The 20190-nt window shown below is 65.8% G+C and carries 13 protein-coding genes; 11 read left to right on the plus strand and 2 right to left on the minus strand.

What is annotated here, in order from left to right:
- Positions 1–142 precede the first annotated feature (142 nt).
- The 7 genes from ACQR1E_RS19110 (at position 143) to ACQR1E_RS19140 (ending at position 8500) form a co-directional block, all read left to right on the plus strand.
- Entirely contained in the window at positions 143–1312 is a 1170-nt protein-coding gene (locus tag ACQR1E_RS19110) for a M20 aminoacylase family protein (protein ID WP_316170549.1), read from the plus strand.
- Positions 1313–1789: 477 nt separating this feature from the next.
- Entirely contained in the window at positions 1790–2137 is a 348-nt protein-coding gene (locus ACQR1E_RS19115; protein WP_315714878.1) for a hypothetical protein, read from the plus strand.
- Between the two features lie 239 nt (positions 2138–2376).
- A complete protein-coding gene (locus ACQR1E_RS19120; RefSeq protein WP_316170548.1) occupies positions 2377–3408 on the plus strand; it encodes an aKG-HExxH-type peptide beta-hydroxylase in 1032 nt (343 codons plus the stop codon).
- The gene (locus tag ACQR1E_RS19125; protein ID WP_316170547.1) at positions 3405–4610 is read left to right on the plus strand and encodes a radical SAM protein; all 1206 of its coding nucleotides are present in this window, start codon (positions 3405–3407) and stop codon (positions 4608–4610) included. The genes ACQR1E_RS19120 and ACQR1E_RS19125 overlap by 4 nt, the downstream gene beginning before the upstream one ends.
- 93 nt (positions 4611–4703) lie before the next feature.
- Positions 4704–5819, plus strand: coding sequence for an aKG-HExxH-type peptide beta-hydroxylase (locus tag ACQR1E_RS19130; RefSeq protein WP_316191764.1), 1116 nt, complete (start codon positions 4704–4706; stop codon positions 5817–5819).
- Between the two features lie 39 nt (positions 5820–5858).
- Positions 5859–7148 carry a YcaO-like family protein gene (locus tag ACQR1E_RS19135; RefSeq protein ID WP_315714874.1) on the plus strand — a complete coding sequence of 430 codons (1290 nt, stop codon included), beginning with the start codon at positions 5859–5861 and terminating at the stop codon, positions 7146–7148.
- Positions 7145–8500, plus strand: coding sequence for a TfuA-like protein (locus ACQR1E_RS19140; RefSeq protein ID WP_316170545.1), 1356 nt, complete (start codon positions 7145–7147; stop codon positions 8498–8500). Before ACQR1E_RS19135 ends, ACQR1E_RS19140 begins: the two co-directional genes overlap by 4 nt.
- Before the next feature lie 48 nt (positions 8501–8548).
- Here ACQR1E_RS19140 and ACQR1E_RS19145 read toward each other — a convergent pair whose 3' ends face one another.
- Positions 8549–10030: a UdgX family uracil-DNA binding protein gene (locus ACQR1E_RS19145; RefSeq protein WP_316170544.1), complete on the minus strand. Its 1482-nt coding sequence runs from the start codon at positions 10028–10030 to the stop codon at positions 8549–8551.
- Between the two features lie 114 nt (positions 10031–10144).
- Positions 10145–11383, minus strand: a complete 1239-nt coding sequence (locus tag ACQR1E_RS19150; protein ID WP_434897432.1) for a putative DNA modification/repair radical SAM protein — start codon at positions 11381–11383, stop codon at positions 10145–10147.
- Positions 11384–11566: 183 nt separating this feature from the next.
- Between ACQR1E_RS19150 and ACQR1E_RS19155 the strand changes: the two genes are divergently transcribed.
- The 4 genes from ACQR1E_RS19155 (at position 11567) to ACQR1E_RS19170 (ending at position 20155) form a co-directional block, all read left to right on the plus strand.
- The gene (locus tag ACQR1E_RS19155; protein WP_316164413.1) at positions 11567–12361 is read left to right on the plus strand and encodes an ImuA family protein; all 795 of its coding nucleotides are present in this window, start codon (positions 11567–11569) and stop codon (positions 12359–12361) included.
- Positions 12255–13844, plus strand: a complete 1590-nt coding sequence (locus ACQR1E_RS19160; protein ID WP_315749269.1) for a Y-family DNA polymerase — start codon at positions 12255–12257, stop codon at positions 13842–13844. Before ACQR1E_RS19155 ends, ACQR1E_RS19160 begins: the two co-directional genes overlap by 107 nt.
- 325 nt (positions 13845–14169) lie before the next feature.
- Positions 14170–17781, plus strand: a complete 3612-nt coding sequence (locus ACQR1E_RS19165; protein ID WP_434897433.1) for an error-prone DNA polymerase — start codon at positions 14170–14172, stop codon at positions 17779–17781.
- Positions 17782–18916: 1135 nt separating this feature from the next.
- On the plus strand, positions 18917–20155 hold the full coding sequence (locus ACQR1E_RS19170; protein WP_434897434.1) for an efflux RND transporter periplasmic adaptor subunit: 1239 nt from the start codon (positions 18917–18919) through the stop codon (positions 20153–20155).
- Positions 20156–20190 lie beyond the last annotated feature (35 nt).

Genomic DNA, 20190 nt, shown 5'->3' on the forward strand with positions numbered 1-20190 from the left:
AGTCAGCCCGGACGGGGCCGGACAAGCGCCACGTTCATGGCTGGTTGACCGAGCCATGAGACGGGCGCAGCCCTTATCTTGGGCGGTGCGGCTTTTGCATGCTAAACAGGCGCAAAGTCCCACCGGAGTTACGAGATTCCTCATGCCCATCGTCAACCGCGTCGCCGATCTGCAGCCCGATATCCAGGCCTGGAGGCGGGATATCCATTCGCATCCGGAGCTGCTCTACGACGTGCACCGGACGGCGGCCTTCGTCACCGAGCGGCTGCGCGAGTTCGGCTGCGATGAGGTCGTGACGGGCCTCGGCAAGACCGGCGTGGTCGGCGTCATCAAGGGCCGCAAGCCCGGCCACGGCGAGGTGAAGGTGCTCGGACTGCGCGCCGACATGGACGCGCTGCCGATCGAGGAGGCGACCGGGCTGCCCTATGCCTCGAAGACCCCGGGCATGATGCATGCCTGCGGCCACGACGGTCACACCGCGATGCTGCTCGGCGCCGCGCGCTATCTCGCCGAGACCCGCAACTTCGCCGGCGAGGTCGCGGTGATCTTCCAGCCCGCCGAGGAGGGCGGTGGCGGTGCGGACGCGATGATCAAGGACGGGCTGATCGACCGTTTCAAGATCGACCAGGTTTACGGAATGCACAACGGGCCCGGCCTGCCGGTCGGCGCGTTTGCCATTCGCCAGGGCCCGCTGATGGCATCGACCGATGCGGTCGACATCGCGATCGAGGGCCATGGCGGTCATGCCGCCAAGCCGCACAATTGCATCGACTCCCTGCTGGTCGGCGCCCAGCTTGTCACCGCGCTGCAGCAGATCGTGTCGCGCAGCGTCGACCCGCTGGAGGCCGCGGTGTTGTCGATCTGCGAGTTCCACGCCGGCAATGCCCGTAATGTGATTCCGCAGAGCGCGGTGCTGCGCGGCACCGTGCGGACGCTGACGCCGAAGGTACGTGAGCTGATGGAGAAGCGCGTGCGCGAGGTCGTGACCGGCGTCGCCCAGATGACCGGCGCCAAGATCGACCTGAACTATGCACGCGGCTATCCTGTCGTCATCAATCACGCCGAGCAGACCGAGATCGCGATCCGCGCCGCCAGGGAGGTCGCGGGCGACGCCAATGTGCACGAGATGCCGCCGATGATGGGCGGCGAGGACTTCGCCTACATGCTCGAGGCGCGCCCCGGCGCCTTCATCTTCGTAGGCAATGGCGACAGCGCCGGCCTGCATCACCCCGCCTACAACTTCAATGACGAGGCGATCGTCTACGGCACCTCGTTCTTCATCAAGGTGGTGGAGAATACGCTGGCGGCGTGAGGCTCGCGGCCGCGTGCAGCGGCACCGCCGCGATCAGGCACGAAAGTGGACTGGCAGGGCCCGTGCGATGAGCGCGGGCCTTTTGCTTTCCATATGCACGTCGAGCTTCATGAGCTACGCGAGAATGTGCGCTGCCGCGGAATGAGGTGCGACAATATGCCTGGCGGGTGACATCCGAGAGCGCAAGACGTCATCACGCGTGGTCACTGCCGGCCTGAGACGACCGCAGTGCGTCGCTCATTCGAGCAATCAACAGGTGTATCTGACAAACTACTCTATTGTTAAAGAACTAGCTTCATGTTAGTTTTTTTCTGGCTTCGACGACTGGCGAATTGGGACAGCCTGAGCGAAGTGCTTAGCACAGCTACATTGCTTCAGGTTCTGTGAGTTCAGGGCGCGAGATCACAGAGCTTGTACCGGGACGTTGCTATTTCCTTTCTGAACGATGGCGGTTCTCAACCGACTGGGAGTATAGGAATGGCTGATCGCGATCCGGCGGAAATGCGCAAGAAGGTCGATCTGGCGCTGAAATCCGTAGTCGACTCAGAGATCGCACGCGCGTCTCTGAAGATCGACATCATGGCAGAAGGCGTTCCATTCTCGCGTGGAGCGATCTTCAGCAAGACCAATCCATTCTCGCGCGGCATCGTCTTCAGCCGCCTTGCGGCGATGGAGCGTCCGGACGAGATGGAACGTGAAATCGCCAACGATCCCGCGGTGTTGGGGGCTCTTGCGGAGCGTCTCACGCAGGTACGGGCGGTGAAGGACCTCAAGGGTCAATTTAGCGTGCCGCAGGCGGGGGGCGCGCCGAAATCGGTCAGGTGAATGGATCGATCGTTCGGCTAAGACGGAGCGAAGCGGGCCTGCGATGTCGGATCTTTCCGACGTGACGTGTCGTGGGCCCGCCCGCGACTCGCTGGTGCGGATGACGGGCAATGGTCGCCGTCATCAGCGTGACCTTTCCTGATAGCTGCTCTTGATTCCGGCATCGGTTGCGGTCCTGTCTGACGGCGGGACAGCTTGCGGCCGGCTTCGTTGGCGTATTTCCGGAGGCATGCTCGATCATGAGTGACGCGTGGACCTGGCGACCGTCGAAATCTGCCTGGCATGAAAAATTCAACGACAGGATCCTGAGATGGCAGCCGGAGGATCGCCTCGGCCTCGACTGCGAGCCGCTCAAGGCGTCGCTCATCGAAGCCAACGCGCGTGAAGCGGACTGGCTTCGTCATCCCTGCATGAACTCCATCACCTATGAGGGGCATGACAAGAGCCCGCAGCGTGATCTGCAGGTGGCGATCTGGACGGCGGCGAATGCGCCGACCCCATCCACGTCGCTGACGACGCCGGAGCCGTTGACCTTGTGGTCGCCGGTCGGAGGCTACCGGATCGAGGCCGGCGCCTATGACCTGAACGAGCTGGTTGGGCTGCTCCCGATGAAGGAATGGCCGTACGACATATCGGTCGACGTGGGGTGCCACTCCCTCGGATTCCCGATTCCCGACACCTGGGCCGAGCACACCGATCTCTCGTTCGACGAGCAGGCCCGGATGACGCGCGAGGTGACGAACGCGCTCGAGATCCTCGTGACCGCCGCGAAGAAGTTTCCTGAGTGCGTGAATTGGGTGTCCGATGTGACGCGGGTCCTGATCCCCCTGCGCAGCAGCGAGCGATCCTATTTCCGCAGCGGGTCGCAAGCCGATGTGCCCGGGATGGTTTACGCCGACCTGTTCGGCGGCCTGATGCAGGTGATGGAGGCCATCGTCCACGAATCCGCGCATCTGCATCTGTTCATGGCGGAGGCGTCGGGACCCCTGGTGGATCCGCAGCACCAGGGACGCTACGCATCGCCGTTGCGGCCGGAGCCGCGGCCCTTGCGCGGGATCCTGCTGGCCTTTCACGCCATCGCCTACATCTGCGCCTTCTATCGTGAGGCCGAGAAGCAAGGGTTCGGCGGATCAGCCGAGTATCAGGCCGAGCTTGCCAATATGCTGACCAAGCTCAAGGAGGCGCAGGTCGTACTGGACGGTGCCCGGCCGTTCCTGACCGAGGACGGCCGCATCTTCGTCGATCGCACCGCCGAGATTGCGTACCAATGAACGACGGTCCCCATCTTCACTTCGTGTTCAAGGTCGCGTCGCGCTGCAATCTGAACTGCTCCTATTGCTACGTCTACAACAAGGGCGACAGCACGTGGAGAGAGCGGCCCGCGATCATGGATGATGAGGTCGTCGAGATCGCGATCGACCGCATCCGCCGCCATTGCCAGGCAACAGGTCAGAGCTATCTGACGATCACCTTTCATGGCGGCGAGCCGTGCCTGGTCAAGCAGGAGCGGTTCAGCTCATGGTGCCGGAAGATCAAGGAGGGGCTGGCGGGCGTCGCGCGGGTGCAGCTCTGCATGCAGACCAACGGCACGCTGCTCGACGACGGCTGGGCCGAGATCATCAAGAGGTTCGACATCGATCTCGGGATCAGCATCGACGGAACCCCCGAGGTGCATGATGCCCTGCGCGTCGATCATGCCGGGCGTGGCTCCTATCGCGATGTCGAGCAGGGCCTTGCCGTGCTGCGCCGCGCCGGGATTCCGCTGCGCTTCCTGTCGGTGATCCAGCTCGGGGCGAGCGGTGCCGCGGTGCATCGCCATCTGACGAGCCTGGGCCCGGCCTCCATCGACTATCTGCTGCCGGATTTCACCCACGACACCATCGCGGCGGTTCGCGACCGGTATGGACCGACACCCTGTGCCGATTTCCTGATCCCGATCTTCGAGGATTGGTGGCGGGACGGCACGCTGGATCTCCGGATCAAGATCTTCTGGAACATCGCTTGGCTGGTCCAGGGCGGGGAGAGCCGCATCGACATGCTCGGCAACCAGCCGCTGACCTTCCTGTTCGTCAACACCGATGGCGAGATCGAAGGGCTGGATGTGCTGCGGGTCTGCTACGACGGCGCCGCGCGCACCGGCCTGAATGTGCGGACGTCCGACTTCATGGACGTCCGGCACGCCGGCGAATTCCATCGTGCGGCGGTGTTCGAGGGCATGCCGCTGCCCGACGGCTGTCGCGCGTGCCGCGAGCGCGACACGTGTGCCGGCGGCTATCTTCCGCATCGCTATGCATCGCGGACGGGCTTCAACAATCCGACGGTGTGGTGCGCCGATCTCCTGAAACTGTTCGATCACGTCCGCGAGCGGCTGGGAACGTCGGTGGAGGAAACCAAGCTGCGCCGGGCTCATCTCCTCGACACCGCCCTGCGGCGGGCGGTGGGGCTGCAGCAGGAATCTCCGGCCATCGGCTGAGGTCGGACCTCGATCGCCGACTTATGCGCGCTGTCGCGCGGGCCTGCTGCAAGGCGGCGTGGTCGAGAGTGGAACGTGGAAGGAGTGCGCACGATGACGATCACCCTGATGCCTGACGTTCTGCGCTGGAATGACTACGAGGCGGTGTGTGACGGCGTGCTTGCGACCTATGGCGACCGGCTCGCGCAGAAGCTGGGCGAAGCCCTCGGCGAGATCGGCCGCGACGACCCTGCGGGCGGGGACGAACTGCGCAGCCTGATGGATCGCGTGGCGGACGACGGCTTCATGCGGGTTCTCGATGCCCCCGAGACCTCGTTCCGTCTGCTGTCGGCGCCGGGCCGGTACGCCGAGGACAAGGGACGATTTCTGCGCGATTCATTCGTGGCTGAGGCCTTGCGCCAGGGACTCGAGATCACCGCCGATCGGGAGCTGTGGACCGCGCTCGGCGATCGCGGCTATCGGCGTGACGGCGCCTGCATCTGGCCGCAGATCGAGGGCATGCCCGTGACCGATTACGGCAGCCCGCATGCGGTCAAGGTGGATCTGTCCGGCCAGGACCGGCCGGTCCCGCCGCAGCGCCCGCCGTTCTCCGAGGACGAAATCGACCGGCTGCACGATCTGCTGCACCGGTCCCTGGATGCGCTCGAACGGACCGAAGCGGGGCTTCCCCGCTTCGTCGCGCGCTTCAACATCGCGCTCATCCTGCAGAAGGATCCGGAGAGCCCGGGCAGCTTCTCGTCAGGATCGAACGGCTACTACATCGGCCGCACCTTCCTCGCCAACCCGCATCTTCCCGAGATCGACGAATCCCACATCGCCGATGCGCTCGTCCATGAGGGCATCCACGCGCTGCTCTACATGCAGGAGCAGGAACAGCCCTGGTTCCTCGATTCGACGGCGAAGGGCTCGCTGCCGCGCATCACCTCGCCCTGGAGCGGCAGCCGGCTGCCGTTTCCGTCCTTTCTACAGGCCTGTTTCGTCTGGTACGGCCTGCTGCACTTCTGGAGCCTGGCGATGCAGTCCGGCGCGTTCGAGCAGGGCGTCGCGATGAAGCGCATCCAGCTCTGCCTGCGCGGCTTCTGCAAGCAGCCGTTGCTCGACAGCATCGCGGAGTTTTCGTCGGTGGTCGACGCCGACGTGCAGAAGACGATCGAGGAGATGCAGAACGTCGTGGTCGGCGCCTTTGCCGATGTCCGCCGTGCGGGCTGATGCGACGACGTCAGCGGCGGTTGAGTGTGGAGGCTGCGGATGGCGAATGGAACGGCACTGCATCGGGATCGTCTGGCGCGTCCGGTCCCGAAGAGCTTTCGATGGGGAACTCAGCGGTCGGTGCCGCCGTCGCAGACGGTCGAGCGGGTGCGTCCGTTCCTGGGAGAAATGGGAATCACGCGCATTGCTGACGTCACGGGTCTCGACCGCGTCGGCATTCCCGTCACCATGGTCTGCCGGCCGAACTCGCGCTCGGTCTCGGTGTCGCAGGGCAAGGGGCTGACCCTGGATGCTGCGAAGGCGTCGGGCGTGATGGAATCGATCGAGCTGTTTCACGCCGAGACGATCACATTGCCGCTGAAGCTTGCGACCTATGCCGAGCTGATCAGCGACCATGAGGTGGTCGACGTGGCGGACTTGCCGCTGATCGCCGGCGGGCGTTTCCATCCCGATCTGCAGATGCTGTGGATCGAAGGGCGCGATCTCATGGCCGATGCCGACGTCTGGGTGCCGTTCGAGATGGTGAACCTGTCGACCTCGCGGCCGGAGATGCCGGCCGGCAGCTTCATCTCGTCGTCGAACGGGCTGGCGTCCGGCAACCAGCTGATCGAGGCGGTCCTGCACGGCATCTGCGAGGTCGTGGAGCGCGATGCGACCACGCTCTGGCACCTCCGCAGTCCGGACGAGCAGCAGAGCCGGCGCGTCGCGCTCGAGACGGTTCAGGACGAAGGCAACCGGCGGCTCCTGGAGATGTGCGAGCGCGCGGGCCTCGAGGTCGTGGCGTGGGACATCAGCTCCGATGTCGGGCTCGCCGCCTGCCAGTGCCTGATCTTCGATCGTGACGAGGAGCTGGGGCGGGATCTCTACGCGGCGTTGGGCATGGGCGCGCATCTGTCGCCAGAGATCGCCTTCCTGCGGGCGCTGACGGAAGCCGCGCAGAGCCGGCTGACGCTGATCGCGGGCGCGCGCGACGACGTGTTCCGCGAGGAATATGACGAGAAGGCGTTGGCCGCACAGTTTCTCGGCGAGCAGCGGGCGCTGCTGCGGAACAGCCCGCCGACGCGAAGCCTGCGCGAAACTCCGTCGCTGGCAGCGGAGACGTTCAACGATGATCTCGCCGTGGTTCTCGAACGGCTGCAATCCGCCGGTGTCCGGCAGGTGATCGCGGTCGATCTCACCAAGAGCAGGTTCGAGATCCCCGTGGTGAGGATCATCATTCCGGGGCTCGAAACCTTCGACAAGAATCCTGACTACAGCCCGGGGCGCAGAGCGCGGGCCTTCGCCGGCGATCAGATCTCGCGGCATCAGCCATCGGGGCATCCGCTATGACGTGCATCGTATTCACCGGGCCGACGCTGCATCCGCGCGACGCGGCGCTCGAATTGGAGGCCGAGTATCTCCCGCCGGTGCAGCAGGGCGACGTCTATCGTGCTGCGCTGGCGAAGCCTGCGGCGATCGGAATCATCGACGGCTATTTCGAGCAGGTGCCCTCGGTGTGGCACAAGGAGATCCTGTGGGCGATGGCCAACGGCATCCACGTGTTCGGCAGCGCCAGCATGGGCGCGCTGCGCGCGGCCGAGCTGCACGCGTTCGGCATGGAAGGCGTCGGCAAGGTGTTCGCGGCGTATCGCGACGGCGTGTTCGAGGCCGACGACGAGGTCGCCCTGATTCACGGACCGGCTGAGCTCGGCTTTCCCGCGCTGTCCGAGCCGCTGGTCAACATCCGCTTCACCCTGCAGAAGGCGGTCGACCATGGCGTGATCTCGGAGGCGTCCCGCCTGGTCCTGGAGGCGCTCGGCAAGGCAAGCTTCTATCCCGAGCGCAGCTACCCGGCGCTGCTGCAGGGCGCGCGGTCCGACGGCAGCCTAGCCGCGCAGGAGATCGACGCGCTGGAGGCGTGGCTGCCGGATCACCGCGTCGACCAGAAGCGCGAGGATGCGCTGGAGATGCTGCAGACGATGCGGCGCCGGTTTGCCGGAGACACGGTGCCCAAGGCGGTCGATTACGCCTTCGAGCACACCCAGCTATGGGACGGCCTGATGCAGGACGCGCAGCGTTCGGCGGCCGCAGCGCGCGAGACGGTGATGCCGGACGGAACGCCGCACCTGCTGGACGAGCTGCGCCTGCTGGCCGTGCGCGGCAGCGACCTGTCCGACAAGGCGATCGCGCGATTTCTCGCGGCATCGGAGGCGAAGCGCCGCGGCATCAGGGTCGACGCCCAGGCGCTGAGCGCGGAGATCATCCGGTTTCGGCAGAGCAGGGATTTGATGGACCCGGCCGAGCTCGAGGCATGGATCGCGCGCAACGGCCTGACCCGGTCGGAATTTCTGGAGCTGATGCTGGACGAGGCGCGCATCCGATCGTTCAGGAAGGGGCTCAACGGCTCGGCCCTGAATGCGCTGGCCGACTGGGCGCGGATCGACGGCCATTTCGAGGATCTGCTGGCGCGCGCACGCGACAAATGCGAGGTGCTGAAGCAGACGGAGCTCGACGGCCGCGGCAGTCCGGCGGACTATGGCCTCGGCGAGGGCGAGCTGATGGCGAGATACCTGCCCGCGATGCAGGCCGGCGCACCCGACCGGGACGAGACGGACGTGGCGGTGTCGCTCGGCTTTCCCGACCGAGCAGCGCTGATCCAGGCCTTGCTGCGTGAGCACGTCTACACGTCGCGCAAATCCTGAGGCCCCGTTGTCGCGTGGGGGCGGCCCGGTCGAGGCCATGCCGGCCCGTCACGCCGCATGTGCGCGCTTGATCGCGGCCGCGGCAATCTTCAGGTCCTCGACGAAGCGCTCATACTCCCGCGCCTTGGCGTCGGCATCCGGCAGCCGCAGCAGGTAGGACGGGTGCACCGTCACCATCGCCTTGGAGCCGTCGGGCAGGTCGGCGACATGACCGCGGTTCTTGGTGACCTGCGTGATCTTGCCGAACACCGCTTGCGCGGCGGTCGCGCCCATCGCCACCACCAGCGCCGGACGCACGGCGGCGAGCTCGCGCTCGTACCATTGCCGGCAGGCCTTGATCTCCGGCGTGTTCGGCTTCTGGTGCAGCCGGATCTTGCCGCGCGGCACGAACTTGAAGTGCTTCACCGCATTGGTGACGTAGACCTTGGACCGGTCGATGCCGGCCTCTTCAAGCGCGCGGTCGAGCATCTGGCCGGCCGGGCCGACGAACGGATGGCCGGCGAGGTCCTCCTTGTCGCCGGGCTGCTCGCCGACCAGCATCAGCGGCGCATGCGCGGGGCCTTCGCCGAACACGGTTTGCGTGGCGTCCTTCCACAGCGGGCAGGCGCGGCAGGAAGCGGCTTCTTCGCGCAAGGTCTCAAGATCGGCGGCCTCGACATCACGTGAGGTCTCGGCAGCGGGCGCGTGGGCTTTCGGCTTGCGGCTCATCGCGGTCTCCTCGACGCGTTTCTGCGGCTTGTGGGGTTCAGTGCCGGCTTCGGCGATCATCGATGACGTGCGCCGGCTGGCTGCCGCGATCAGCGGCTGGATCAGCTTGGCCTCGGGCAGGTTCTGCCAATATTTCTTCGGCATCTCCTTTTCCATCGCCTTCACTTTCAGCCGTGCCGGATTGAAAATGCTGGCATAGTAACGCAGCCAGACCTCTTCGAGCCGGTCCTCCGACGGCGCTTCAGCCTTGCTCACACCGGGCGTGAAGCTGACGCGGCTGCCGTCCCAATGCGCACAGAGTTCGGGCGTCAGGATCGACCACGGCATGTCGGCGAAGCGGCGGGCGAAAAATGGCGCGGCGCGCTCGACGATGTGGTGCTCGGGCTCGAACCAGGCGACGTAGCGCGCCTCGCGCTCGCGGCCGACCTCGCGGAAGCGGACGAAGGCATGCATCTTGTGGACGTCGCGGCGCACCGCCCGCGCCAGCGCGTTGGCCTGGGCGACATCAGGATCGGTCGCGATCTCCATGAGATCGTGGTTGGTCCGCAGACGCCACAGCAGCCGGTAGAGCAGGGCGAAGCGGTTGGGATCATTGTGCAGAATCGCGCTCTCGGCGAGCTCCATGAAGCTCGCCGGCACTGAGAACGCGCCCTTTGGCACCTCGGGAAGCTGCGTGTCGGCCTGATCGTCGAACAGGTCGGGCGCTGCGCCCTTGACGCGCCAGCTGACGTCGGCCGGCTTGACGTCGTTCATCGCCAGCGCCCGCGCCGCCTGACGCCAGCCGTCGAAATCAGTGTCGCTGTCGAGGGTTACGACGTGCATTTCACCTCTCTCGTCATTGCGAGCGAATCCGCCGCGTCATTCCGGGGTTCGATGCTTCGTATCGCCCCGGAATGACGGCTGTTTCCTGGCTTCGGTCTTCGCCACGACGTTCAATTAGAACCCAAATCCCAGCTGCTGCGGTTTGGGCCGCAGCCGGGCTCTGAGGCTGGCACCGTCGAGCAGGGACGGCTGTGGCCGGTGGTCGGAGAGAACGATGAACGGCAGGACCTTGTTCCTGACAACGTTGAGCCGGGCGAGATCCGCAAACCGGATCGTGGTGGTGCGGCGGGTGGCGAGGATGCGCTGGACGGTGCGGGTGCCGAAGCCGGGCACGCGCAACAGCTCCTCGCGGCTCGCTTTGTTGATGTCGAGCGGAAAGCGGTCGCGGTGGCGCAAGGCCCAGGCGAGCTTGGGGTCGATGTCGAGCGGCAGCATGCCCTCGCTCTCCTCGACGATCTCGTCGGCGTCGAAGCCGTAGAACCGCATCAGCCAGTCGGCCTGGTACAGCCGGTGCTCGCGCACCAGAGGCGGTGCCTGCAGCGGCAGCGCGCGGCTGGCATCGGGGATCGGGCTGAAGGCGGAGTAATAGACGCGCTTGAGCTTGTAGGCGCCGTAGAGATTGGCCGAGGTCGACAGGATGACGCGGTCGTTGGCGTCGTCGGCGCCGACGATCATCTGCGTGCTCTGGCCGGCCGGCGCGAAGCGCGGCGGCCTGGCCCGGCGCACCGTCTTCTTCGCCTCCGCCGTCTCGTCGAGCTTGAGCCGGAGACGGCCCATGGTGCGGCGGATGGCGCGCTGGTCCTTTTCCGGCGCGAGCGTCGTCAGGCTCGCCTCCAGCGGCGTCTCGATGTTGATGCTGAGCCGGTCGGCATAGCGGCCGGCCTCGGCGATCAGCGCCTCGTCAGCCTCCGGAATCGTCTTCAGGTGGATGTAGCCGCGGAAGCGATGCTCCTCGCGCAATTTGCGCGCGACGCTCACAACCTGCTCCATCGTGTAGTCGGGGCTGCGGATGATGCCCGACGACAGGAACAGTCCTTCGATGTAGTTGCGGCGATAGAAGTCGATGGTCAGCTTCACCACCTCGTCGACCGTGAAGCGCGCGCGGGCCACGTTGGAGGAGGCGCGGTTGACGCAATACAGGCAATCGAAGTTGCAGGCATTGGTCAGCAAAATCTTGAGCAGCGAGATGCAGCGTCCGTCCGGCGCATAGGAATGGCAGATGCCCATGCCGGGCGAGGTCGAGCCGAGGCCCTTGCCGTCGCGGGAATCCCGCATCTCGGTACCGCTGGAGGCGCAGGACGCGTCGTACTTGGCGGCATCGGCCAGGATCTCCAGTTTGCGCAACAGCTCCATGGCTTTGAATCCCTTTGATTCCATTCGTTGAATCACACCCGGGTCAATCCCGATTGACTCTCTCGAAGGCGTTAGCTTTATATTAGAACGTATCATGAACAAAGAAGGTCGTCGCGGGTTCACTGCCTGATCACTGAAACAACGGCAGCGCCCGCACGATGGATTGAAGAGGAGCGGCGACGGATGACCGGCGCACGCATGGATACGCTCGCGCGTCTGCGCGGCCGCATTGCCCGTCTCGAGGCGGGAGATGGCGCACATGATTTGCGCCGGGTCGCGCTCGGCCATGACGAGGCCGACGCGACCTTGCAGGGCGGGCTCGCGACCGGCGCGCTGCACGAGGTGTTCGCCGAGACCGGCCGCCAGGCGGCAGCCGCGACCGGCTTCCTGTGCGGGCTTGCCGCGCGTGTCGCCGCGCACCGGCCCCTGATCTGGATCCGGCAGGATTTCGCCGAGCGCGAGATGGGCGCGCTGTCGATGAGCGGGCTCGCCGAGCTCGGCCTCGATCCGCGCCGCATCGTCATCGTGCGCGCGCCCGATCTCGACCACGCCTTGCGCACCGCCGCCGACGCGCTCGCCTGCGATGCGCTCGGCAGCGTGATGCTGGAGGTGTGGGGGGAGACGCAAAAGCTCGATCTCGTCGCCAGCCGCAAGCTGACCCTGGCGGCGCAGGAATCCGGCGTCACCGCGCTCATGTTGCGCATTGCGGCTGCGCCCGAGCCGTCGACCGCGGAGACGCGCTGGATCGTGCGCACCGCGCCGTCACCGCTCGTTGCCCCGTGGATGGCGTGGGGCGCGCCGCGCCTCGATGTCGAGCTCATTCGCAACCGTCACGGCCAGACCGGACGATGGATCATGGAGTGGACCCCCGATGCATGCCGTTTCAACGAACCGGCGGCGGATCCTCAGCCTGTGGCTGCCGCGCCTGCCCATCGATCGCATCAAAAGACAGCGGGCACTCACAGGCGCTCCGCCTGAGAGCAAGCCGCAGGTCGTCGTCATCAAGGACGCCAATGCGCTCTTGATCCATTCGCTGGACGAAGCGGCGGCGTGCCACGGTGTGTCGCTCGACCAGCCCTTGGCGAATGCCCGCGCGGTCTGTCCCGACCTCGTCGCGCACGAAGCCGATTTGGCGGCTGATGCAAAGATGCTGGAGAGCATCGCCGACTGGTGCGACCGCTTCACGCCGCTGGTGGCGCTCGACCCGCCGCATGGGTTGTCGCTCGACATCACCGGCTGCGTGCATCTGTTCGGCGGCGAAGCCAGGCTGATGCAGTCGGTCTGCGACGCGCTGACCGCGCATGGCCTCATTGTGTCGGCGGCGATCGCCTCCAACGCCGTCTGTGCGCGTACACTGAACCGCCAGGTGCATGGCCGCATCGTGCCCGACGGCGAGGAGGCGGCCGCGGTGGCGCCGCTGCCGGTGGCCGCCCTCGGCGGCAGCGAGGCCATTACGCTCGGCCTGCGCCGAGCCGGCCTCAAGACCATCGGTGACGTCGCCGCGCGCGGCCGCAACGAGATCACCGCGCGGTTCGGCGCCGCCTTCACCCGCGTGCTGGCGCAGGCGCTGGGCGAGGCCGATGCGCCGATCAGCCCGCGCAAGGTCCCGCCGGACTACATCGTCGACAAGCGTTTTGCCGAGCCGGTCGCGACCGACACGGTGATTGCGGCCAGCCTCTCCCGTCTGGCCGCGATGCTGGTGGCGGCGATGGCGCAGCAGGGTAAGGGCGCGCGGCGGCTGGAGGCCTGCTTCTTCCGCACCGATGGAATGGTGCGCGTGATCACGGTCGACACCGGCCAGCCGGTCACCGAGGCCGCAATCATCGACCGGCTGTTCCGCGAGCGGCTCGAGGCGCTGAACGATCCGCTCGATCCCGGCTTCGGCTTCGACATGATCCGGCTCGCTGCTGGCCGCAGCGAGATCGTGGTGCAGCAGCAGCGCGATCTCGATGCCCATGTCCACGACAATGACGAGCTGTCGGCACTGATCGACCGCATCGCCGCGCGCATCGGCGGCAAGCGCGTGGTCGTGCATCTGCCGGTCGATACCCATGTTCCGGAGCGCGTGGCGCTGCCGCTGCCGGCGCAGCAAAATCTCGCCGCCGCCACTGCTGCCGCCTGGCCGGAGCGCGCCGAGGGCGAGCCGCCGCTGCGACCTCTGCGGCTGTTCGCGCACCCCGAGGCGATCCAAGTCATTGCGGGCGTGCCGGACGGCCCGCCCGCGCGCTTCGTCTGGCGCCGTGCCGCGCATGCCGTGGTCCGCGCCGAGGGCCCGGAGCGCATCGCGATGGAATGGTGGCGGCCGGACGGGCAGGGCCTCACGCGCGATTATTTCCGCGTCGAGGACGAGCACGGCCTGCGCTTCTGGCTCTATCGCGACGGGTTGTATGACCGTGAGTTCGAGCAGCCTGAGGGCCCGCCGGTGCAGCCCGCCTGGTACATGCATGGCCTGTTCGCATGAGGGTCGGGATCGCACATCTCTCGCGGCGATCTCGCTGCTCACCCTCCCCTGGAGGGGGAGGGTCGGCTCGCATGCGCGCATGCGAGCCGGGGTGGGGTGACGGAGCATCCGCACCTGCGGTGCTCGTCGAAGCCAACTCACGCACGGCTGAGAAGAGCGGGCCCAATGACGACCGGTTGCTGGGCTCACCCCACCCCGCCGCGCGCTGTGCGCGCGTCGACCCTCCCCCTCCAGGGGAGGGTGGGCAGCTGCGCAAGCCGCTTGGTGAGGGGCTGTCTTTCGTATCGCATGGGCAACGCGCCGCCCCAGCCTTCGCAGCCGCGCCATGACTCCCATCCCCTATGCCGAGATCGGCGTCACCACCAATTTCTCCTTCCTGCATGGTGGTTCGCATCCGCAGGACTATGTGCACCAGGCCGCCGAATATGGCCTCACCGCCATCGGCATCGCCGACCACAACACGCTGGCCGGCATCGTGCGCGCCTATAGCGAGCTGAATAACGACCGGCTCAGCTACAAGCCGAAGCTGCTCTACGGCGCGCGGCTGGTGTTCACCTGCGGCACGCCGGACATCCTGGTCTATCCGTGCGACCGCGCGGCCTACGGCCGGCTGTGCCAGCTGCTCACCCGCGGCAAGCGCGGCAGTGACGCGGACAAGGTCGCCAAGGGTGATTGCCGCCTGAGCTTCGAGGACCTGTTTGAGTTCATCGAGGGACAGTTGCTGGTGCTGATGCCGCCGCATCGCTTCGACGAAGCCGCGCTCACCACCATTCTCACGCGGCTGAAAGACAGCCCCGCCGAAGGCGTGTGGCTGGCCGGCAGCCTGCTGTATCGCGGCGACGATCGGCGCCGGCTGGCGCGGCTGTCGCGCCTCGCAGCTTCCAGCAAGGTGCCGCTGATCGCCACCAATGACGTGCTCTATCATCATCCTCGACAGCGGATGCTGCAGGATGTGCTGACCTGCATCCGCGAGAAAGCCTCGATCGAGGCCATCGGCCGAAGGCTCCAGGCCAATGCCGAGCGCCATCTCAAGCCGGGACACGAGATGGCGCGGCTGTTCCGTGACCACCCCGACGCTGTGACCGAGACGCTCCGTTTCACCGACCGCATCGTGTTCTCGCTCGACCAGCTCAAATATCAATATCCCGACGAGCCGGTGCCGCCGGGCAAGACCGCGCAGGGGCATCTGCAGGATTTGACCTGGGCCGGCGCCAAGACCTATTTCGGCGACCATCTCGATGACAAACTGCGCGCTGTCCTCGACAAGGAGCTGGCGCTGATCGCCGAGCTCAACTACGCGCATTACTTCCTCACCGTCCACGACATCGTGCGCTACGCCCGCAGCCAAGGCATCCTGTGCCAGGGCCGTGGCTCGGCGGCGAACTCGGCCGTGTGCTACGTGCTCGGCATCACCTCGGTCGATCCGACCAAGATCGATCTGCTGTTCGAGCGCTTCATCTCCAAGGAGCGGCTGGAGCCGCCCGATATCGACGTCGATTTCGAGCATTCGCGACGCGAGGAGGTGATGCAATATGTCTATCGCCGCTACGGCCGGCACCGCGCGGCGATCATCGCCACTGTCATCCATTATCGTCCGCGCAGCGCCATTCGCGACGTCGGCAAGGCGCTGGGCCTGACCGAGGACGTCACCTCGGTGCTCGCCGACACCGTGTGGGGCAGCTGGGGCGACGGCCTCTCCGACATGCAGGTGCGCCAGGCCGGGCTCGATCCCGCCAATCCGATGATCCGCCGCGCCGTGGAGCTGGCATCGGAGCTGATCACCTTCCCGCGTCATCTGTCGCAGCATGTCGGCGGCTACGTGCTGACGCAGGATAGACTTGATAGTTACGTCCCGATCGGCAATGCCGCGATGGACGACCGCACCTTCATCGAATGGGACAAGGACGACGTCGATGCGTTGTCGATGATGAAGGTCGACGTGCTCGCGCTGGGCATGCTGACCTGCATCCGCAAATGCTTCGACCTGATCGCCGATCACAAGGGCAAGCGATACGTGCTCTCCGATATCCGCTCGGAGGACGATAACGAGGTCTACCGGATGCTGCAGCGAGGCGAGTCGCTCGGCGTGTTCCAGGTCGAGAGCCGCGCGCAGATGAACATGCTGCCGCGGCTGAAGCCACGCACCTTCTATGATCTCGTCATCGAGGTCGCGATCGTCCGGCCCGGGCCGATCCAGGGCGACATGGTGCATCCCTATCTGCGCCGCCGCAACAAGCTGGAGAAGGTGAGCTATCCGTCGCCGTCGCCGGATCACGGCCCGGCGGACGAACTCTACAAGGTGCTGCACAAGACGCTCGGCGTGCCCTTGTTCCAGGAGCAGGCGATGCGGATCGCGATCGAAGCCGCCAAATTCTCGCCCGAGGAGGCCAACGGTCTGCGCCGCGCGATGGCGACCTTCCGCAACGTCGGCACCATCGGCTCTTATGAAGAGAAGATGGTCAGCAGCATGATCGCGCGCGGCTACGATCCCGCCTTCGCCAAGAGCTGCTTCGACCAGATCAAGGGCTTTGGTTCCTACGGCTTTCCGGAAAGCCATGCCGCGAGCTTCGCCCAGCTCGTCTATGTCTCGTCCTGGCTGAAATGCTTCCACCCCGACGCGTTCTGCTGCGCGCTCTTGAACTCGCAGCCGATGGGTTTCTATGCGCCGGCCCAGATCGTCGGCGACGCCCGCAAGAACGGTGTCGAGATCCGCAACATCGACGTGTCCTACAGCTTCGCCGACAACACGCTGGAGGAAATGGGTGGCAAATACTGCGCCGTTCGCCTCGGCTTCCGCCAGATCGACGGCTTCCGCTGGATCGACCGCGACGAGGAGCGGATCAGGAAATTGTCGGAGGCGCTGCGGAGGAAGGCGCAGCCTGCTCCAACATCTTCAAAAGGTGCTGGGGAGGCTCTCTCCCCATCGTCATTCCGGGGCGCGCGCAGCGCGAGCCCGGAATCCATACTCCCGATCGTGGTTATGGATTCCGGGCTCGCCCTCCGGGCGCCCCGGAATGACGGCGTGGGTGGAGTTGTTTCTAACTCGCAAACGCTTGGTGCATTTGGAGAGCATGCAAACGCATCGCCCCGCAACGATAACGAGACACAAGCCGACATCTTCGACCGCGAGGACGACTGGGCCGACCGCATCATCCGGGCGCGCGGCCGCGGCCCCTTCACCTCGCTGGAAGACTTCGCTCGCGACACCGCTCTGCCCAAGCGCGCGCTGCTGCTGCTGGCCGATGCGGATGCGTTCCGCTCGCTCGGGCTCGACCGTCGCGCCGCGCTCTGGGCCGTGCGCCGGCTGCCCGACGACGTGCCGCTGCCGCTGTTCGAGGCTGCCATCGCCCGCGAGCAGCCGGACGAGGGCGCCAGGCCGCTGCCCGAGATGCCTCTACCGGAGCACGTCGTCGCGGACTATCAGACCATCCGCCTGTCGTTGAAGGGGCACCCGATGGAGTTCCTGCGCGAGCGTTTCGCTGCCGAAGGCGTGATGGCCTGCCGCGACGTCAATGATGCCAACGACCGCCGTCGCGTCCGGTGCGCCGGCGTGGTGCTGGTGCGGCAGCGGCCGGGCAGCGCCAAGGGCGTCGTGTTCATGACCCTGGAGGACGAGACCGGCATCGCCAACATCGTGGTGTGGCCGAAGGTGATGGAGACCTTCCGCAAGGAGGTGATGGGCGCGCGCCTGGTGCTGGTCGAAGGCCGCATCCAGAGCAGCCCGGAGAAGGTGGTCCATCTCGTCGCCGAGCGCCTGGTCGACCGCAGCGCCGATCTCACCTTGCTGTCAGACGATCGTCTCGGTGCCGTGCCGCACGGCCCGATGCCCGTCGAGCCGCTCAACGACGACCGCCGCGATCATCCCGACACTCCCTCCCAGCGCGTCAGCCACCCCCGCAACGTCCGCATCCTGCCGCGCTCGCGGGATTTCCATTGAGGGGGGCCGCGGACTTGTTGCGACATGGTGGGCACGGCACTTCGTGCGATCCTTCGCATCGACTAAGCGCCTTTGCCTACCCTATGGTTCTTTATGAGTTGAGAGATGGGCGCCACGAATTGTAGGGTGGGCAAAGGCGCGACGCGCATCGCGCGTCGTGACGTGCCCACCGGCCGTCACACGGTACTCACCGTCATATTCATATGGAGTGCAGTGACGCGATTCAGAAATTCAGAAAAATCGCGTCTCGCCACAAAATTCTACTTTCACTTTTTCCGAAATCATGCTCTATTGCCGCCATCCCGCTCCATCGAGAAGGGGCGTAGCGCGCGATCGTCACGACACGCGGGGCGGGGAGCGATGGCTGCGAGATGCCGCAGCGCGGGGCGAGGCCTTGCGCGGACGAACGGCAGCTTGCGGACGCGAAGGCGTGTGGTCCTGGCGCCCCGATGCTGGCGCCAAGTCTGCGGGCGATGATCCCGCCGACGACGGTGGCTAACAAGCCGGACACCGGGGAGAGCGCGCAGTAAGCGTGAAAACCGTCGCGCAGGGAAGGCCGGGTGATCTCGGCTGCACCTGTGGTACCTGCCGCCTGCATTCTTTTCGCAGGCGGGCCGCAGGCGTCAGTCGGCGCCTGGCCTTCCCTGCGCCCTCCTCACGAGAGGGTGAAACGGTCAGCACAACTCGGACGCATCCGCGCCGCGAGGCGGCGTTCCAATGTTCATTGCGCAATTGATGAATCTCGGAGACCCGCGATGAACCGTGTCACCATCTCTCTCGCACCAGGACCGGTCAGACCCGCCGCGCACGTGTGAAACATGGCTCCGACGCCGGGGGGTAGGCGCGTACCCGCAGAGGTTGGCTTGTGAAGTCGCGACATCGTCCCGGCGATCCCCTACGCTCAGACGACGTCATGGTGCGTCGCGGTGGAACCGCGATCGCCCAAAGCGAGCTGAATGCAAGCTGAATGGCTGTCGTTCAACTTTCAAATTTTTAAAGCAAAACAGAGGCGAGTTGGGCGATTTTTAGGTTGTTTAAAGCTCCAGTTCCGCACTATTAGCGCGACGATGAGACCGCCAAAGCCGGAATCGTCGACCGACCACGCGAGCCGATCTGACCAGCCATGGCGTCTGACATGAACCCATCCCCCCAGATGCTCAGCACCAAGCGGCTGCTGATCGGCCTTGCTGCCCTGGCGATGGCCGGCGCTGGCGGCTATGGCTACATGCAAGTCCGGTCGGGGACGGCTGCGAAAGACAATATCGAGCTCTCCAGCCAGTCCAAACGCAACGGCACCACCTTTACGCCGTCGGCAGCGGAATGGTCGACGCTGACGATCGAGCCGGTGTGTGAGAAGATATTTCGTGCCGAGCATATTACCGAGGGCAAGGTCGCCGTCGACGAGGATCGCTCGACACCGGTTTTCTCGCCCTATGCCGGCCGCGTCACCAAGCTGCTGGCGCGCCCGGGTGAGACGGTGCGCCAGGGCCAGCCGCTGTTCGTGATCGAGGCCGCCGACACCGTGCAGGCCCAGAACGATTTCATCGCCGCCATCACCGCGATGAACAAGGCGAAGTCCGCGCTCGACCTCGCCGACATCCAGTACAAGCGCGCCAAGGACCTGTTCGAAGGCCGGGCGATCCCGCTGAAGGATTTTCAGCAGGCGGAGGCGACCTCCGTTCAGGCCCAGAACGACATGCGGTCGTCACAAACGGCCCTGGAGGCGGCGCGCAACAAGCTGCGCATCCTCGGCTTCACGGATGCTGCGATCACCGATTTTCAGAGCAAGGGCGTGATCGACCGCGAGATCACGATCTACTCGCCGATCACCGGCACGGTCGTGCAGCGTAAGGTCGGCCCCGGACAATATGTCAACTCCGGCGCGAGCGACCCGGTGTTCGTGATCGGCGATCTCTCCACCGTCTGGCTCACGGCGTTCGTCCGCGAGAGTGACGCGGCGCTTGTGAACATCGGCGAGGAGATTCTCGTCAACGTGCTGGCGCTGCCCGGCCGACCGCTCAAGGCCAGCATCAACTACGTCGCCGCTTCGATCGACCCGGCGAGCCGCAGGCTGCTCGTCCGCGCCACCATCGACAACAAGGATGGCCTGCTGAAGCCCGAGATGTTCGCCAATGTGACGATCTATTCGCCGGGCGAACAGCCCGCGGTCGCGGTGCCCCGCCAGGCACTGATCTACGAAGGCAATCAGGTCCGCGTCTGGGTCGCCCGTCCCGACAAGTCGATCGAGCTGCGCAAGATCAAGACCGGTCTGATCAACGGCGACCAGGTCGCGGTCGAAAGCAATCTGAGCGCGGGCGAGCAGATCGTCACCAAGGGCAGCCTGTTCATCGATCGCGCAGCCTCGGGCAGCTGAGATGCGCTTCTCCTGCATGCCTTCCTGAAAGTGCC

The sequence above is a fragment of the Bradyrhizobium sp. HKCCYLRH1030 genome (assembly GCF_051168395.1).
GTDB lineage: Bacteria > Pseudomonadota > Alphaproteobacteria > Rhizobiales > Xanthobacteraceae > Bradyrhizobium.

What these genes read in the sequence shown, in the direction of transcription:
- ACQR1E_RS19110 (WP_316170549.1), top strand. Translation starts at nt 143, where the DNA reads ATGCCCATCGTCAACCGCGTCGCCGATCTGCAGCCCGATATCCAGGCC.
- ACQR1E_RS19115 (WP_315714878.1), top strand. Translation starts at nt 1,790, where the DNA reads ATGGCTGATCGCGATCCGGCGGAAATGCGCAAGAAGGTCGATCTGGCG.
- ACQR1E_RS19120 (WP_316170548.1), top strand. Translation starts at nt 2,377, where the DNA reads ATGAGTGACGCGTGGACCTGGCGACCGTCGAAATCTGCCTGGCATGAA.
- ACQR1E_RS19125 (WP_316170547.1), top strand. Translation starts at nt 3,405, where the DNA reads ATGAACGACGGTCCCCATCTTCACTTCGTGTTCAAGGTCGCGTCGCGC.
- ACQR1E_RS19130 (WP_316191764.1), top strand. Translation starts at nt 4,704, where the DNA reads ATGACGATCACCCTGATGCCTGACGTTCTGCGCTGGAATGACTACGAG.
- ACQR1E_RS19135 (WP_315714874.1), top strand. Translation starts at nt 5,859, where the DNA reads ATGGCGAATGGAACGGCACTGCATCGGGATCGTCTGGCGCGTCCGGTC.
- ACQR1E_RS19140 (WP_316170545.1), top strand. Translation starts at nt 7,145, where the DNA reads ATGACGTGCATCGTATTCACCGGGCCGACGCTGCATCCGCGCGACGCG.
- ACQR1E_RS19145 (WP_316170544.1), bottom strand. Translation starts at nt 10,030, where the DNA reads ATGCACGTCGTAACCCTCGACAGCGACACTGATTTCGACGGCTGGCGT.
- ACQR1E_RS19150 (WP_434897432.1), bottom strand. Translation starts at nt 11,383, where the DNA reads ATGGAGCTGTTGCGCAAACTGGAGATCCTGGCCGATGCCGCCAAGTAC.
- ACQR1E_RS19155 (WP_316164413.1), top strand. Translation starts at nt 11,567, where the DNA reads ATGACCGGCGCACGCATGGATACGCTCGCGCGTCTGCGCGGCCGCATT.
- ACQR1E_RS19160 (WP_315749269.1), top strand. Translation starts at nt 12,255, where the DNA reads ATGCATGCCGTTTCAACGAACCGGCGGCGGATCCTCAGCCTGTGGCTG.
- ACQR1E_RS19165 (WP_434897433.1), top strand. Translation starts at nt 14,170, where the DNA reads ATGACTCCCATCCCCTATGCCGAGATCGGCGTCACCACCAATTTCTCC.
- ACQR1E_RS19170 (WP_434897434.1), top strand. Translation starts at nt 18,917, where the DNA reads ATGAACCCATCCCCCCAGATGCTCAGCACCAAGCGGCTGCTGATCGGC.